Source organism: Planktosalinus lacus, assembly GCF_014640155.1.
Classification (GTDB): Bacteria; Bacteroidota; Bacteroidia; order Flavobacteriales; family Flavobacteriaceae; genus Planktosalinus; species Planktosalinus lacus.
The window spans coordinates 13292-29325 of the sequence record NZ_BMGK01000008.1; the positions used below are offsets into that span (position 1 = coordinate 13292).

17 protein-coding genes are annotated in these 16034 nt (G+C 40.8%); 6 read left to right on the top strand and 11 right to left on the bottom strand.

What is annotated here, in order from left to right; genetic code table 11:
* Positions 1 to 49: 49 nt before the first annotated feature.
* The 3 genes from IEV69_RS10190 to IEV69_RS10200 all read right to left on the bottom strand — a co-directional run bounded on the left by IEV69_RS10190 (position 50) and on the right by IEV69_RS10200 (position 3335).
* Entirely contained in the window at positions 50 to 415 is a 366-nt protein-coding gene (locus IEV69_RS10190) for a DUF2200 domain-containing protein (protein ID WP_188442119.1), read from the bottom strand.
* Between the two features lie 143 nt (positions 416 to 558).
* Positions 559 to 990 (bottom strand): response regulator, encoded by a 432-nt coding sequence (locus IEV69_RS10195; protein WP_188442121.1) that lies wholly within the window; start codon positions 988 to 990, stop codon positions 559 to 561.
* Positions 987 to 3335: a PAS domain S-box protein gene (locus tag IEV69_RS10200; protein ID WP_188442124.1), complete on the bottom strand. Its 2349-nt coding sequence runs from the start codon at positions 3333 to 3335 to the stop codon at positions 987 to 989. The genes IEV69_RS10195 and IEV69_RS10200 overlap by 4 nt, the downstream gene beginning before the upstream one ends.
* A 596-nt stretch (positions 3336 to 3931) precedes the next feature.
* Between IEV69_RS10200 and IEV69_RS10205 the strand changes: the two genes are divergently transcribed.
* On the top strand, positions 3932 to 4165 hold the full coding sequence (locus tag IEV69_RS10205; protein WP_229741425.1) for a hypothetical protein: 234 nt from the start codon (positions 3932 to 3934) through the stop codon (positions 4163 to 4165).
* 301 nt (positions 4166 to 4466) lie between these two features.
* On the opposite strand, the gene IEV69_RS10210 is transcribed toward IEV69_RS10205, so the two are convergent.
* The 5 genes from IEV69_RS10210 to IEV69_RS10230 form a co-directional block, all read right to left on the bottom strand.
* Positions 4467 to 6083, bottom strand: coding sequence for a bifunctional metallophosphatase/5'-nucleotidase (locus IEV69_RS10210; protein ID WP_188442126.1), 1617 nt, complete (start codon positions 6081 to 6083; stop codon positions 4467 to 4469).
* Positions 6084 to 6095: 12 nt separating this feature from the next.
* Complete coding sequence (locus IEV69_RS10215) at positions 6096 to 6539, bottom strand: DsrE family protein (RefSeq protein ID WP_188442128.1); 444 nt, start codon at positions 6537 to 6539, stop codon at positions 6096 to 6098.
* On the bottom strand, positions 6526 to 6948 hold the full coding sequence (locus IEV69_RS10220) for a DoxX family protein (RefSeq protein ID WP_188442130.1): 423 nt from the start codon (positions 6946 to 6948) through the stop codon (positions 6526 to 6528). Before IEV69_RS10220 ends, IEV69_RS10215 begins: the two co-directional genes overlap by 14 nt.
* Before the next feature lie 54 nt (positions 6949 to 7002).
* Positions 7003 to 7344: a hypothetical protein gene (locus IEV69_RS10225; protein WP_188442132.1), complete on the bottom strand. Its 342-nt coding sequence runs from the start codon at positions 7342 to 7344 to the stop codon at positions 7003 to 7005.
* Between the two features lie 184 nt (positions 7345 to 7528).
* Entirely contained in the window at positions 7529 to 7942 is a 414-nt protein-coding gene (locus tag IEV69_RS10230) for a MotA/TolQ/ExbB proton channel family protein (RefSeq protein WP_188442134.1), read from the bottom strand.
* A 187-nt stretch (positions 7943 to 8129) separates the two neighbouring features.
* Here IEV69_RS10230 and IEV69_RS10235 point away from each other — a divergent pair, with 187 nt between their 5' ends.
* Positions 8130 to 9182, top strand: a complete 1053-nt coding sequence (locus IEV69_RS10235) for a sensor histidine kinase (RefSeq protein WP_188442136.1) — start codon at positions 8130 to 8132, stop codon at positions 9180 to 9182.
* Complete coding sequence (locus IEV69_RS10240; RefSeq protein ID WP_229741426.1) at positions 9182 to 9898, top strand: LytR/AlgR family response regulator transcription factor; 717 nt, start codon at positions 9182 to 9184, stop codon at positions 9896 to 9898. Before IEV69_RS10235 ends, IEV69_RS10240 begins: the two co-directional genes overlap by 1 nt.
* A gap of 248 nt (positions 9899 to 10146) precedes the next feature.
* Here the strand turns inward: IEV69_RS10240 and IEV69_RS10245 are convergent, their stop codons facing one another.
* Positions 10147 to 10542, bottom strand: a complete 396-nt coding sequence (locus IEV69_RS10245; RefSeq protein WP_188442137.1) for an OsmC family protein — start codon at positions 10540 to 10542, stop codon at positions 10147 to 10149.
* 389 nt (positions 10543 to 10931) lie between these two features.
* Between IEV69_RS10245 and IEV69_RS10250 the strand changes: the two genes are divergently transcribed.
* Both IEV69_RS10250 and IEV69_RS10255 read left to right on the top strand, forming a co-directional pair.
* A complete protein-coding gene (locus IEV69_RS10250; protein WP_188442139.1) occupies positions 10932 to 11309 on the top strand; it encodes a hypothetical protein in 378 nt (125 codons plus the stop codon).
* Positions 11310 to 11596: 287 nt separating this feature from the next.
* On the top strand, positions 11597 to 11764 hold the full coding sequence (locus IEV69_RS10255; RefSeq protein WP_188442141.1) for a hypothetical protein: 168 nt from the start codon (positions 11597 to 11599) through the stop codon (positions 11762 to 11764).
* Between the two features lie 229 nt (positions 11765 to 11993).
* Here the strand turns inward: IEV69_RS10255 and IEV69_RS10260 are convergent, their stop codons facing one another.
* Positions 11994 to 12593, bottom strand: coding sequence for a peroxiredoxin-like family protein (locus tag IEV69_RS10260; protein ID WP_188442143.1), 600 nt, complete (start codon positions 12591 to 12593; stop codon positions 11994 to 11996).
* Between the two features lie 169 nt (positions 12594 to 12762).
* A complete protein-coding gene (locus IEV69_RS10265) occupies positions 12763 to 13719 on the bottom strand; it encodes an alpha/beta fold hydrolase (RefSeq protein WP_188442145.1) in 957 nt (318 codons plus the stop codon).
* 294 nt (positions 13720 to 14013) lie between these two features.
* On the opposite strand from IEV69_RS10265, the gene IEV69_RS10270 reads away from it, so the two are divergent.
* On the top strand, positions 14014 to 14997 hold the full coding sequence (locus IEV69_RS10270) for a glycosylasparaginase (protein ID WP_188442346.1): 984 nt from the start codon (positions 14014 to 14016) through the stop codon (positions 14995 to 14997).
* The last annotated feature ends 1037 nt before the right edge of the window (positions 14998 to 16034 follow it).

The following is a 16034-nucleotide window of genomic DNA, read 5'->3' on the forward strand; positions in this document are numbered from 1 at the left end:
TTGATCAGGTATCTGCGGACATGCTCGATTTGACCAGTCCATTGAGGCTTTAACCTTTGCGCAGTATTTTTTCCATCTTCCTCCCTTTGGCCAGTTCATCTACCAGTTTGTCTAAATAGCGCACTTGTCGTGTGAGTGGGGTTTCTATTTCTTCTATACGGTAACCGCAGATCATTCCGGTGATGAGGGAGGCGTTGGGGTGTAGGCTTGCTTTTTGAAAGAACCTTTGAAAGGTTGCTTTCTCATCGATGAGTGTTTGCAGTGTGCTTTCATCAAATCCTGTGAGCCAGGTGATTACTTCATGAAGCTCTTCTTTGGTACGGCCTTTTTTCTCCACTTTGGTAACATAATGTGGATATACCGAAGCAAAAGTCATGGTTGCCATTCGTTGATCGTGTTCCGGTGTTGTACTCATTGTTGAAGCTTTTAAGGGTTTTTCTTGTTGTTTTAACTGGCTTACTAAGGTACGATTTTTGTTTATTTCGTGGAAAACAGAATGGACACCGTGGGTCAGAGGTTTATTATTTATGAGGAACTGTTGAACGTTTTTTTAATTGTTTATGAGACGGAGGAAAAGCTATAGTTGTTTTTCAAATCGCTTAGAAAATTTTTGGTAATTGGTTTTTCCTTCATGGCTATAATGTTTTCATCTCTTTTGGCTTTCGCCTTGTCTCGCTTGTCAATTGATGAGGAAATAATGAAAACGCTGCATTGTTTTTTTAGGGCAGGAGGAAATTTATCATAAGCTGCCATAAATTCAAACCCTGACATGCCCGGCATGTATATATCCACAAAAATCACATTGGGCAAGAGGGCGGTGTTATTCTGATTTTCCTGTAAATAATTGATTGCTTCTATCGCAGAGGTGTACTGCAGTACTTTACTTCCAAAATTACTTTTGGTAATCAGGCGTGCTACAATATAGAGGTCGATCAGGTTATCGTCAATGATCATAACGTTTTCAAAACTTGTGTGGTGTTCGTCTATCATGGTTTTAAATTTTTAAGTTTAATGGAAAAGGTAGTTCCTTCTCCTATTTCTGATTGAATTTCAATACTTCCCTGCAGTTTTTCGATGGCTTCTTTTACAATATACAGCCCCAATCCCGAGCCTTCAGTTTTACCGGGCAGACGATAAAACATATTGAATATTTTATCGTGATAGTTAGGGTCTATACCCATGCCATTGTCTGCAATGCAGAGTGTCAATTCTTTTTTAGTTGAGGTACCGCTTATTTTCAGATACCTTCCTGAAGCCTTAGTTGTATGGTACTTGATGGCATTGGAAATAAGATTTTCAAGAATGGTATTGAAACGTTTCCGGTCAGAATGAAAGGGAAGCCGATCGTCAATATCAATCTGAAACGAGATCCCGGCAGCCATTTTGATGTTTCGCACTGAATCTACAATTTCATGGATGGCTTTTGCGATGGGAATTTGCTGTATTTCCAGATCCATACGGTTGTTTTGGGAGTAACTCAAAATGTTTTTAATAAAACCGTCCAGGCGGGTAATACTGTTGTGAATCATTTTTACCTGTTCAAGGGTTTCGGGTTCTTTGCTGTCTTCTTCAATTATAGAAATAAGGCCCAAAACAGAGGTGAGCGGCGAGCGTAAATCATGAGAAACACTATAAACAAAGCGATCCAGTTCCCTGTTTGTTTTAATTAGTTTCCTGTTTGAAATTCTTAATTCTTTGGTTCGTTTTTCTTTTTCTTCATTTTGGTCAGCGAGTTTTTTGTTAAGGGACTTGAGTTTCTCATCGGTGATTTTTTGTGCGGATATATCGGTCACCATGGCCAGACTTCCTTTATAGGCACCTTCTTCATCAAAAAGCGGATTTGTTGAAATATGGGTCCAGACTTCTTTGCCGGATTTTGAAATGTATTTAAACTGTAATTTATCAGAATAGCCTTCGTTTTTATTTTCCATCAATGAGATTGCCAATTGCCTGGCCTCTTCGTCCATAAAATAGAAGATGTTTTTTCCCATCATCTCGTTCCGGGTATACTCAAGAATCTCACAGAGTTTATTATTGACAAAAGTGGTTTTATTTTCTTTATCTATCAGCCAGATTCCTTCCTGAGCAGTTTCAACAATTTGCCGGTATTTCTTTTCACTTTCACTGATGATTTTTTCTGCTTTTTTACTTTCCGTAATGTCAATCAAGACACTGACTACCTCGGTCATCTCACCGGAGTCATTGGTAAAAGGCACCGGATAGGGCCTTACATTTCTCTTTTGTCCATTGGGGCGCTCCACGATGATTTCCTTGTAGTTGATGTTATTGCTTTTTTTTGCGGCAATCGCCACCGGCCACAGGTCGACCGGCAATGGTTTGCCATCTTTGCTGTAAATCTTCCAGGATCCGCACCATTTTTTTCCAATATCCGGTTCTTTTCCCCATAAAGTGACAGCCGCTTTGTTATAAAACAGCAGGGTTCCCTCAAGGTTACAGGAATAAGTAGCCACCGGTAGATTTTGAATAAGCTCTTTATAGCGGCTTTCACTTTCTTCAATTTTTTTACGCGCCTCAACCAGCTCGGTCACATCAGTGGCAAAGAATAAGATGCCATCTATCACGCCTTCGTGATCTCGATTTGCCTGATAAATATAGTTCAGGTACCTGTCTGTGAGTTTACCGTTTCCATTTTGATCAAATTTCACAAGCATTTCATCGGCAGCAACCGTTTCGCCGGTTTTATAGACTTTGTCAAGGTATTCAAAGATGCCCTGTGCTTCCAGTTCGGGCAGGACTTCTTTTACGGTCTTTCCAATCACTTCTTTTACACCTATGAGCTCCAGATAAAGCGGATTTGCCAATTCATACACATAGTCAGGACCTTTTAACCTCCCCATGCAGGAAGGTGCCTGATCGTATAACTCATTGAATCGTTGTTTTTCACTTTCAAGTGATGCTTCTATTTTTTTTAAAACTGTTACATCCTCTATGGAGTGTAAGATATGAGTGATTTTATTGTGCTCATCTTTTATGGGAATATTCTGAATGGTAGCATACTTGACTTTAAACCCGGAAGGATTGCGAATGGGAATGTCATATTTTTGAAGTGGCATGGTGTCGGGTGCTTTGGTGTCAACGACATTCATCAGGGAGTTTCTTAGGTTCTCAACGCCTTTTGAAAGCCTGTCTTCAGGATTTTCTGGAAAGGCTTCAAAGATTCCTTTTCCTATCAACTCCTTTTCGGGAGTATTTACTATATCCAAATAGCAATCGTTGGCTGCTACTATCGTAAATTTTGGAGCATCGGGCAACAAAACGACACTGGGAGCAGACATGCATTGAAAAATCGGTCTGAATTGATGATGATGGTGCATACTTCTTTTTGGTTAAACAGCGTATAATAAAATGGGGAGTGTGTAATCGAAGTAATTGATCTTACTTGATTTTTATAAAATTCAAATCATTAAAAAGAATAGAGGAGAGTAAAAAATTTGTAGGGGAGTGGTCAATCATTTCACGAATGATTTCCTTTTTATTTCTGTAAAGACACACATTTTGTAGCTGTCTATTTCAATCAAAAAAGGATTGACCGGTATAAAAACAAACTCAAACGTACTACAATTAAATGTAATTAGTACGCTTCCAGATATTTATTATTCTAAATTATGAAAATTTTGTGTAATAAGTGGGTGTTTGCGATAAACTTTAACAAAAGCGCAATTTGTTGAAGCCGATTGAAATCTAGTCTTTCTTCCTATATTTTAAAGGTTTTGTGAACGCGATTAATGTCAGTATCGGCAGGCTTTGAGCAAAGAGTTGAATATATTCTCACTTTAAAAAATCAAGTCATTACTACTTAGAAATCTGTGATTTATGTAACATTTATCAGGATTTGTGTAACACCTGTTAACACTACAGGAACCATCTTTGTATGATTGCAATTAGAGACCACCAAAAAAATAATACAGTTATGGAAGCAAGTAGCGAAAACGGAACGAATATGAGCGCTATATTTATAATTAGAGGTGACTGGAACAAGCAATCGAATGCCTTAAAAATAAATTATCCGCATCTTACGAATGAGGATGTGAATTACGAAGTCGGTAAAGAATCAGAACTATTTAACAGACTTGAAAGCAAATTGGGCAAAAACAGAAATGAAGTAATTGGGATTTTAAAAAGTACCCAAGAGCGGGTTTTTTAAAGTTAGTTTAGTTTGAATGTTAAAAGGGAGCCTTTGGGGAAGGGCTCTCTTTTTTTGTTTTATATCCCCGCGAATGCGGGGATCTCTTCATTTAAATGCACTAACATAAATTCAAATCAAAAAGCTCAATAATGCGGGGTTACCCATCTCACCCAATCCCCACGACCTTGCCCTCCAAAAATGAAAACCTAAAACCCATGAAGTGTTTTAAACACTTCATGGGTTTTGGTTGACTTTGAAGTTTTCTTAATTTGAACGCTCACTTTAATTAATTGCCTCGATGGGTAAGGCTTATGAAAACTTACTCAAACCGATAATCCCCCTTCTTCATTTGAGAAAATGCTTGCGGGCCTAAATCTTTTGCCACTGCCCTGCTGTCCAGGGTGGGGTGGATGGTTCCTTTTTCCTTGAGATAGGCTTCAACAGCATCGTGCAGGGTGTACTCCTGAATTTCCACATCCCTGGCATTCTTCATTCTACACATATTGGTATGTGGTTCGCCAGTGCGGTTGCAGGAGGCCATGGTATAGATTCTGTCTAGTTTAAGGGGCTCCCCTTGAATGGTGATGCTTTCAATGCGCTCTCCTTTTGCTTTGGAGCTGTCAAACACCAGTGTCAAGCCGGAAAAACGCACTAACCAGCCGCCAAATCGCTCACTATAGTTTGTTGCAAAAGCGTTGTTGATTTCCTGTTCCAGCCAGTTGTGTATTTGGCGGCCGCTCACTTTTCCAATTTTCATATGCTCATCCACCGGCAGCATCCGCCAAAGGTCTGCTTTGGTGATGGGTGCTTTTCCACCGGCCTCCGGGATGATGGGCACCCCAAAACGGAATCCGTTGGAGGTGGCAAAATCGGCACCGGTTTTCCACAACAGGGCATCGGTGATAAAATTATCCATTGGGTTTTCAACCACCAGATAGCGATAGAGGGGTGCGGTGGTATAGCCCAGCACGGTTTCCATTTCAGCGCGATAGGGTTCCAGTTGTGTGTCAATCACGCGCTGTACTGTGGCATCTGCTTTGTATTTTTCGGGGTCTACTTCGATGAGTTCATAGCTGTAATCCACAATCTTTTTGTCTTTTACTTTCAGGTCGAGGCGACCCAGGAAGGAACCAAATGCACCGGGTTCCACCACCTTGGCATAGTTGCCTTCTATGGGTTTACGGATGCGCTCGTGGGTATCATTCCCCAGGATAAAATCCACACCTTCCACGGCGGGATGATCAGCCAGTAACACCTGCTTGGAGATACCCAGGTGGGTGGTGAGAAACAGGATGTCTACACCTTTCTCTGTTTTGAGTTGGGCAATTAGTTCTTTCAGGTTTTCTTCCACGGGAGTAAACCGCATGCCTTTACTGTATCCGGGATTTTGACGGATGGGTACTTCAGGGTCGTTGTAGGCAATAAAACCGATTTTTATTCCTTTCTTTTCGGTAATCCAATAAGGCGGGAACAACGATTCCTCGGTTTCTGAATCAAACATATTGGCCGCAATCACCTGCGTGTTGTAGCCTTTCATCACTTCGAGCATGAGGTCTTTGCCGTAAATCACTTCCCAGTTACCTGGAATGAGCAGGTCATATTCCATCGCCCGTACAATGGGTGGAAAAATCTTTCCCTGAGAGCGCATACTGGCACCGCTACCCTGAATGAGGTCGCCGCCGTCGATCAGCAGGGTGCCTTCGGGATTTTGTGCCTTGATGCTGTCGGCCAGTGTTTTGATGTGTGCCAGACCACCGGCTTTTCTGAAAACTATACCGTCTTCTTCTAAAAACAATTCGTTATGCGGATTCAGATAGGCATGAATGTCTGCGGTTTGAAGGATGGTGATGGTTTCTTCGTTTGTTTGAGCCGTTGCTTTGTTAGTGACACTTAGCGTCAGTAGTGTTATTCCGGCTGTCATAAGTATGTTTTTCATTTTCAATGTTTTTTAAAGAATGATTGTTTTAAATCCTTGTTCCTGCAGCCCCAACATATAAATCAGGCCGTTTTGGGTCACGGGTGTTTCGACCGGGAGCAGGGTGGTGTCCACCTCAAATTGCTCAATCGACAAACCGCACACCAGGATGTTTAATCCGTGATCATTGACGGCCGATTTAATTAAGTTTTGCAATTCGGGGTTGGTTGAGATTTCTTTGACCAGTTTTCCGCAGGTGACGATATGAACATCGATGGCAGTGCTTTTGGCTTTAACCGTTTTTCCGGTTTTGATTGCGGCTTTCAGATGTTGTGGGTTCATCACCAGGATGCCGTACTTACCTTCAGCCTTAATGGACTGTTCGGTGGTGGTGATGGCGGCTTCGGTTTGTGCCTGAGACATGGTTGTACCTGTTAAGGCAATTAAAAGGATCAAGATAAATTTATATGTTTTCATAGTTCTTTTTTTTAGAGTGATATAAACAATAGGTATTTGGATTGTTGATGATAAAGAAAAGGAGGCCTCCAAACAGTGCCACATTTTTCCAGAGCGGTCCATGCATCAGACCGTTACCCATTTGAATGGTGATGGTGATGGGGACCAACACGACTAGGAGCAAGAGCGCTGCCTGACGGGTATACACACCCAGTAATAATGTAAATCCGCCAATAAGCAAGGCAATTCCTGAGAGAATCCCCATGATATAGGGGTCGCCCAAGAATGGGGTAAAGGCTGTTGCCTCGATGCGGAGGGTTATGAGTTCGGGTTTGATCAGGTGGGTGAGTCCCGCCGAAATAAAGATACCGCTCAATAACACGCGCAGGATAAAAACGGACGTTCCGTTTACTTCAATTGATTTGTTCATGATGATGTATTTGAATTGATACGCAATTAACACTTCGGGGAAAAGTGCAGGCAATCAAATCAAAAACTGTCCGAAGACAAGGTGGGAAGGTATTTTTTCTTTGTAGTCGTTGTAAAAGTCAGGCAGGAGGAGGGGTTGTCCCGGATCCATCCGGCTGACAGTTTGAGTTGTAGTAGCTAAAGGGCGTAATTTTTTTTCAGCCTGTATTTTTTGTGAGTGTTCCTTAAGTTCCTGATAGGTGGTGCAGACACTCTTGGATTTTGCACTGTTTGAAGTAGCAGCCGATTCGATATTTAGCAGCTGTTTGGTATTTTGTTTCACCGTGCAGGGCACGGCCAGCAGCATAGCTAAAGCCAGTACCAGAAAGTTGCTGTATGATGATTGGAATAGAAACATGAAATGCAAATATATAGTTTGTTATGCACCCGCTTTGTAACATATGTCACATTGAGGGTCTCGATACAAATTTGCTTTTTGCTTTGTTTCGCTCTCAAAAATCAAATTCATCTTCCATCGGCTGACTGGCTTGACCTGACAGACGCGAGACACCACTGCCTCAGGCAAATTAAAAATTGAATACTTATTCCTTCGGAGCTTCAATTTTCTTGATTCCTTTTAAAATAATAATACCAATCCTGGGTAAGATAAATGTGATACTCCCAAACAATGTTGTTAAGAATGATACTTTAAGTCCGCTACCCATCACGCTGATGTTCTCCAGGGCTTCCACCGTATCAAACGCCTCAATCAACCCGATGATGGAACCCAAAAGCCCAATCACCAATCCCAATATGCTCACTTCTGAGGTGAGGTTGATCATTTTGGCTGACTTCTGCGGGTTCTTTTTTAAATAAATAAAACCCAGCACCAGGAAGACCAAGGCGAGTAGAAAACATATTAAAATAAGGGTCATAAAAAACGGTCCGCCTTCGCTAAACCGGTTGGCTAGTTCATTGAAAATACTTCTGTTTTGTACAAGTGGTAGTGCTGTCATATCTTTGGTTTTAGTTAAACATACTACAAACCTACGTTTCATATCCCTTCTAAAAACAAAAATGCGACAGATGACTTCTTTAGCAGGTTTTATAACAGGATGTAGAAACACCTGCTAATCCCGTCATTCGTCTACAAAATAGGCATGGGTGTAAAAAAAGCAGTACTATTGTAAGAAGGGATCCTTTATGATGGTAAAATTCATAGGAAAGAAACTAGGGCAACTCCTGCTGCATACCGTTTTTTGGTGTGGGGTATTGTTGTTTTATACCTATTTTTTTGGTGTGGACAGCAGTGATTTTAATTACGTTCTATCCTTCTCCCTCTTTTTAATGCCTATCACCATTGCGACTACCTATGTCTCTATTTACAAGCTCATCCCGGAATATTTGATGACCAAACGGTATTTTCTTTTTGGCTTGTATTCTTTATACACATTGATTATTTCGAGCTATTTAATTGTCATATCGGTTTTTTTCGGACTGGTGTATCTCTCCGGTTTTGAATATTCCAATATGGCTCCCATCAGCAGGAATATGGTGTTTGTAGCGGTTTCAGTGTATCTGGTGGTGCTCCTGGTAAGCGCTTTTAAGCTGTTACAACTCAACCTGAAACATACTGAAGAAACCAAGAGACTGGAACATCAAATTATAGAAACCCAACTCAAACTAAAGGAGCAGGAGTTAAACTACTTAAAAATGCAAATCCACCCGCATTTTCTGTTCAATACCTTGAATACCATCTATGGTTTTGCTTTAAAAAAAGCCGATGAAACCCCCGAAATGATCCTAAAACTTTCAAACCTGTTGGATTATTTACTGTATCAGGCAGACAAGCCTTTTGTTTCCTTACAAGAAGAACTCAACCATATCCACGATTATATTGCGTTAGAGAAAATGCGCTTTCACGATACCTTGAGCATTTCCTTTACCTCCCAAAACATCCCGGATGATTTAAGAATAGCCCCCATGTTATTGTTGCCATTTGTTGAAAACAGTTTCAAGCATGGTGTCATCAAAAAGGGTAAGCTCCATGTAAGCATGCATATACGCTGCGAAAACAAAATCCTTTGTTTTAATATTGAGAATACCCATTCCCGGGCGAACAGTCCTCAAAAAGGCATTGGCCTGGAAAATATTCAAAAGCGTCTGGATTTAGTATATTGTAACCAATACACTTTAGCTATTGACGATACACACGAGAAGTTCAAAGTTGCTTTAACCTTAAACCTGAATGTATAGTGCCACAAGATAATTCCATAAGCTGCATCATTGTTGATGATGAATCCATTGCCAGGGAAATCATCGAGACACATCTGGCCAAAATACCGGGTGTTACCCTTATGGGAAGCTATAGCAATGCGATGGATGCGTTAAACTGCTTGCGCGAACACACCATCGATTTGGTGTTTCTGGATATCAATATGCCCGATATATCAGGGATTTCCTTTGCCAAATCCATCAATAAAAACATCAAGATTATCTTTACGACCGCTTACAGGGAGTATGCCGTGGAAGGATTTGAGTTGCAGGCGGTAGACTATTTGCTCAAACCCATTTCGTTTGAGCGCATCTTAAAAGCCGTTACTATGTATCAGGAAATCTATGCGGGTGTTTCTAATAACGAACTAACAACAGTGCAGGAGCAGGGGTTTATGTTTGTGAGGGCCGACCGGAAAATGATCAAGATTGATTTTGATGCGATCCTCTATATTGAAAGCTATGGCGATTATCTTAAAATTCATTTAGCCGATGACACCATCGTTACCCGTGAAACCATTAGTGCCATTGAAGCAAAATTGCCTGCAAAAAAGTTTTTAAGGATTCATCGCTCCTTTATTATTGCCTTGAAACACATCACCTCTTTTACCCATGAAGAAATCATTATCAATAACAAAGCCTTGTCAATCAGCAGGAGTTATAAAAAGGAGGTTTTGGATATTTTAGAAACGTTTTAGTTGCAAACAGCTGTCACTCCAAGCCTGCCTGTGGTAGCTTTTCAACCTCCGAAACCTACAGCGAAGGATGATGTTTGCAGAGGCACAAAGCAAGATGTACCGAGTTGGGAGATGTGAGACTTTTTGAAAAATCCGTCTAAACCTCCCTTTCCCTAAAAGAGTAGGAGGATTGAAAAAAGTATATGGATACATCACTTAGTTATTGAGTATATGAGCTGACAGTCATACATTTATTAGTTGTTTATTTCTTAAACCAACTTTACCGTGCCCTCCACGCGGCAACTTTTGGCAACAGTGTTGTAAATCGTGCCGAATTTTTGTAGGTTTTTCTTTAGCAAGTCTGTGTTGAGTTTGGGGTCATTGCTTTGGAGGGTAAGGGTATAAGTGAGTTGCTCAATGCGCGGTGGTTTTTCTTCGCGGGTGGCGGTGACTTCCACAGTGGCTTGATCATAATTGAAATGCATCATATCTGAGAAACGGGCAACATTTTTTAGCATACAGGCGGCAAAAGCACTGAGGAACACCTCTGCCGGATTGGCCAACTGAGGGCTTCCGGCTTCTGTGCCAAAGTGAATTTGGGTTTCCCGGATGTCGATGTGCCCGTTGGTTTCTTTGCCCGCTGTGGCTGTAATGTTGTAGTTCATGATGCTGGTTTAAAACATAAAGATACTTTGAATTGGAGTGTAAAACAATGAGGGGTGTCATTCTTTGGTGATTGGAGTGATAGGTGGGTACATTCTCTTTCGCTTACTTCATTTCGATGCGTAGTGAGGAATCGCATGAATCCAATAATGGAGTTGATGAATTATTTTTTTGAGTAGAGGAGCTGCACAGAATTTGAAAAATCACCTATATTTTTTCAATACACTGATTTATATATAGTTAAAATAAGGTATATTTGAAGTGTTTCCAAGATTTTTTAGGGTGAACAACATTTTTATAAATGCGAACTAGCTTGTATATCAGCCATAGAAATCAAATTATAACAGTTATCTCTAGGTTGGCATTCATAAATCTTAAATTAGGATAAGATATGAGTAAATCAGCTAAAAGTGTTTTCATATATGGTCTCTATTTAGCACTTAACGGACTATTGCTTTTATGTGTCCCTAATCTGCTACTGAATTCCTTGGGTATCGAGCCTACTACTGAAGTTTGGGTTAGACTTGCGGGGATTTTATTAATGGCTATTTCCGTGTACTATTTCCTGGCAGCTAAATATGAGCTTGTTGTGATCATGAAGGCAACTGCTTTTATAAGATTCACCATCATTTTTTTCTTTACAGCGTTTGTATTCCTGAAATGGGTGTCTCCAAGCATAGTAATAATCTCCGTAATTGACTTTTTAGGAGGTGCTTGGACTTTCATAATGTTAAAAAAAGAAGGACATTTTGCACAAAAAATAAAATAGTCCTGACATTACAACGGCGATTCGTTATTGCTTCTACCGGCTCACCCACTAAACTGGATGACTGGTGACAGGTAAATAATGATGGGTGAACTTTATTAACTCCTAGTAACTATTTTCTGGGAGCACTGCACCCCCGCAAACCCGCACCCCCGCAACCCCGAAACCCCCTCAAACCCGAAAACCCCATAAATATGTATGATTTTTTCATAATTCCGTAACACTCAAATAATGTAGAAAAGCCATCTTTGTATCAATGCAAAAAAGTACAGTTTAAATTCAAGAAGGCGATGGACAGCAAGAGTAAGGAAAAGGGAAAAAGAAAGAGATTCAATGTAAATAACAGAATCATCAGTAATTGGAACAAACAGTTAAAAGTTTTTAAAGACAAAAACCCAAAGCTTATTTCTGAAGAGATGATTTTTGAATCAGAAAACGAAACACCTTTATTTATATAACAAGCTTAAACTAGATTAAGAAAAAACCTCCAGGGAACTATTGATTTTTGATTAAACCAATCATCCAAGGGTTTTTAAAAGCATTATCAATGCAGACACTTAATCTGGATTAAAAAAGGGGAGTCCTTTGGGGAGAGGCTCCCTTTTTTTATGGTTTTGGCTGCAAGCTGTGAGCAACAAAAATTTTAATACTTTTTGCTCGACATGCACTACTATTCCTAATTCCAGACTATTTTTTTAAAGAGTTTAAAACAGCCAAAAGCAGCGCACCGCTGATGCGTTGTTTGTAATTGGGGTTGATATAGGTAAACTCCACTTCACCTTGGGTATTGATGACCAGTAGTGTGGGCACCGGCATTACTTCAGAGATACGCCCCTGGGGGTTTTTGGAAGCAATATATCCTGAAAGCGTTTCAGGGGTTTTAAAAGCGACACCTATTTGTTTGATAAATTGCGACTGTGGGTCTGAAAACAACCGGTAACTCACTTGCTCATCGGTATCAGGACTAATTAAGTCCACCACTTCATCGGGACTGATGGCTATCAGTTGGTAACCCAGTAGTTGGATGTCCTTTTCCACTTCGTTCAGTGCTGCCAGATGGGTGCTGCAAAAGGGGCACCAGCCCCCGCGATAGACCACAAGCACTGTGGGTTTTTCCTTAACCAGGTCCATAAGTTCAACCGATTGGTTGTTCAAATTGAGCAGGTTGACCTCCGGGATTTGTTGTCCCACCAGTATGGGACATATCGCTTCTGCATTTTCAGGAATTTGAGCCGTTGTGGTCATTGTACTTGCAATTAAAAAGATGAATAAAAAGAACTGTTTCATAGTGTTGCTGTTTTTGGAGGGGTTCAAACCCCTTGGTCGTAAAAAAACCTAAAACTTAACAAAGCGTATTTATTGGGTTTTAAATGGAAGCTTAGCGATAAGGTGTATGCAACGACCAATTTCTCACTACGCAATACTGTACGTCTAGCGTGGCCGTGCTTGTGAACCCTTATTGATTGGAGGCATGTTTGTTTAAAAAGGTCACTACTTTTTCATTTACTGTCGCTGCCTGATCAATGGATAGAAAATGACCTGCATTTTGTATCACCTCACCCTTTCCGTTTGGTAACTTATTTGCAATTTCAACGGTTTTTTGTTCATTGATGAGATCATCATCGCCTATTAGAACCAACACAGGCATTTGTAAGGACATTAGTTCTTTATTAGAAAAGGGTTGCATACTGCTTACAAATTTGTTGTCAGAATTTTTTTCTAAACCCAATTGATATTGTTTTATGTAAACTTCGCTGATATTAGCGGGATTACTGGATAAACTTTCCAGGCTTTGTGTGAGCTGTTGATCCTTTGAAGAAAACAGGGAGGCAATATTTTTAAATAAACCCACACTGGGTCTGATCCACATAAACGTTTGAGCCGGACTTAATAATACCAGGCTTTTTACCTTGTTCTGATTGTTTAATGCAAAATGCACAGCCATCCAGCCGCCCCGGGAGGCACCCATCAAATGAAAGCTGTCTACTTCCAATACAGCAAGTACTTCCTCATACCAATCGGTTACGTTTTCTATGCTTTCGATATCGTTATTCAAAAATGATTTTCCCGGTTCCAAAATAAAATCAATGGCAAACACACGATGGTTTTTAATGAGGGACGCCATATTGGGGTACCACATTGTTGAACTGGCATTCATTCCGTGCAGCAATACCAGCGGTGTTGCATTTTTAGGGCCACTTACAATGACGTGTGCGGTACCGTTTGAAGTGGGGATATACAATTCTTCATAAGAGACCTTCCATAATTTTAAGGTTTCGTCATAGGCTTTATAGTAAGCTGAATCCAGCCCCGATGCTTTGGTGATGTATTCCGGGGTGTTTGTATAAGCGTCATACTTATCAGCACAAGCCGTAACTAAAACAATACACGCAAGCAATAAAAATAGCCTCATAAAACAGATGTTAACAGTCGTTTCATAGCACCCCTAAGTTGTGACCCAATACAGGAGTGGTATCAATGTTGCACAAATATAGTCTAATTTAAGGACGCGTTGTTAAATGCTTGCAGCGAGACAACAATTAGCTATAAGCTCTAAGCAGCAGTGCAGGTTTCTCGCAAATCTACCTACCGGTAGGCAGGGTCGCTAAGCCGAAAAGCTAGCTTTAACCCCCATAACTAATAATTTTAAATACCCTCCTTCAATTCTTATTACTATTTTAGCGTTTACAAATAAGACCCTGAAACCATACAAAGGCGAAAATTTATCAGAAATACCAGCCATAGAGGACTGGGGCTGGTAGCAGTTTCTCCGGTTTTTGGGATGAAATCCACCATAAACCCTCAGCTCATGAAGAAATCGACACCTATAAGTATAGCCACCTGGAATTTTCCCAAAGCCACTATCAAAGCGGGGGAAATGCTGGAAAAAGGAGCCTCAGCCCTGGATGCCGTTGAGCAGGGTGTGATGGTGGAAGAAGCCAGGTTGAAGAATACGACTGTGGGAAAAGGCGGAAGACCGGACAGGGAAGGGAACGTTACTTTAGATGCCTGTATCATGTCCTCTAAGGGCGACGCAGGAGCGGTCGCATATTTAAAGAATAATACCCACGCAGTATCCGTGGCCCGTAAAGTGATGGAGGAAACCCCTCACGTAATGCTGGTAGGTCAGGGTGCAGATAAATTTGCACAAGAACAGGGATTTGATAAAGAAGAACTTCTAACAGAAGATTCCAAAGAAGCGTATCTGAAATGGCTCGAGAATAAAGAATACAAACCCCTCATTAACATTGAGAATCACGATACTATAGGAATGCTGTGTATGGATAAAAAAGGGGATATTTCGGGAGCTTGCACCAGCTCAGGCCTCTCTTACAAAATGAACGGCCGTGTGGGTGATTCACCTATAGTGGGTTCCGGGCTTTTTGTGGACAATGCGATAGGCGGAGCCGTTGCCACCGGAATGGGGGAAGCCATCATGAAAAGTGTGGGAAGTTTCCTGATCGTGGAACTGATGCGACAGGGCAAGTCACCGCAGGATGCCTGCGAAACCGCCCTGATGCGAATCGTCAAAAACAATGTGAATTATAAGGAATTTCAGGTAGCCTTTATCGCTTTGAACAAAGCCGGGGAGGTTGGTTCCTACTGTATCCAAAAAGGTTTTTCTTACGTCAAATATAAAAACGGAAGAAATTCGGAAACGAAAAGCAAGTATTTTATAGAGAAGCAATAGATTTTTTTTCGTTTTTCCCCAACTCCAGTGACAAGCATGGGACAAGCTCTAAAAGGAGTCGAAAAAGCCTCTGATATGGAGGTGCTAAATGCCAATAGCTGTATACTGAAGGCTAACTCAATTGCTTCATCTTTTCACTATCGTTTGAGTCTTTGTACTTCTAACATCTAACTTCATTTTGTCTTTTTTCTCTCCTCTATTTTCTTTTTTCTTATTTCTTATTTTGGAATATAGCTAACGCTCAGTTCGGCCTGTGGCCTCGTGTGGTGCTTGAGTTTTTGGAATTTCCTTTGGATTTTGCCTCGCCAACCGCTTCGTCGCACGCTGTCGCAGAAGCTTTTTATCCTCCGAATCCGCCTGAGGCGGAGAGGGTGAATAGCGTAGGCGCCCTGAATCCGCCTTTTGGCGGAGCAAGGCAGAAAGTTTACTGTAGGTTGGGTGCTTATAATTTGGAATTTTTTGTCCTACGTCTTAAGTCCTGTTGTCCTAAGTCAATAATTAGCTCTAAGCTTTAGGCAGTATGCTATAAGTCATAAACAAACCTTTGTACTTCTAACTTCATTTTGTCTCTTTTCTCTTCTCTATTTTCTTTTTTCTTATTTTGGATTTTAGCTAACGCTCAGTTCGGCCTGTGGCCTCGTGTGGTGCTTGAGTTTTTGGAATTTCCTTTGGATTTTGCCTCGCCAACCATAAGTTTACTGTAGGTTGGGTGCTTATAATTTGGAATTTTTTGTCCTACGTCTTAAGTCCTGTTGTCCTAAGTCAATAATTAGCTCTAAGCTTTAGGCAGTAGGCTATAAGTCATAAACAAACCTTTGTACTTCTAACTTCATTTGTCTCTTTTCTCTTCTCTATTTTCTTTTTTCTTATTTTGGATTTTAGCTAACGCTCAGTTCGGCCTGTGGCCTCGTGTGGTGCTTGCTGATTGTAATTTTCACAAAACAAAGAAATCCATAAAATGGATTCATTGACCTGATTTATATTTGTTTGGATGGTTTGTTAAAAAAAGATTTATATTTGAGGAAGCCCCTGGGTCG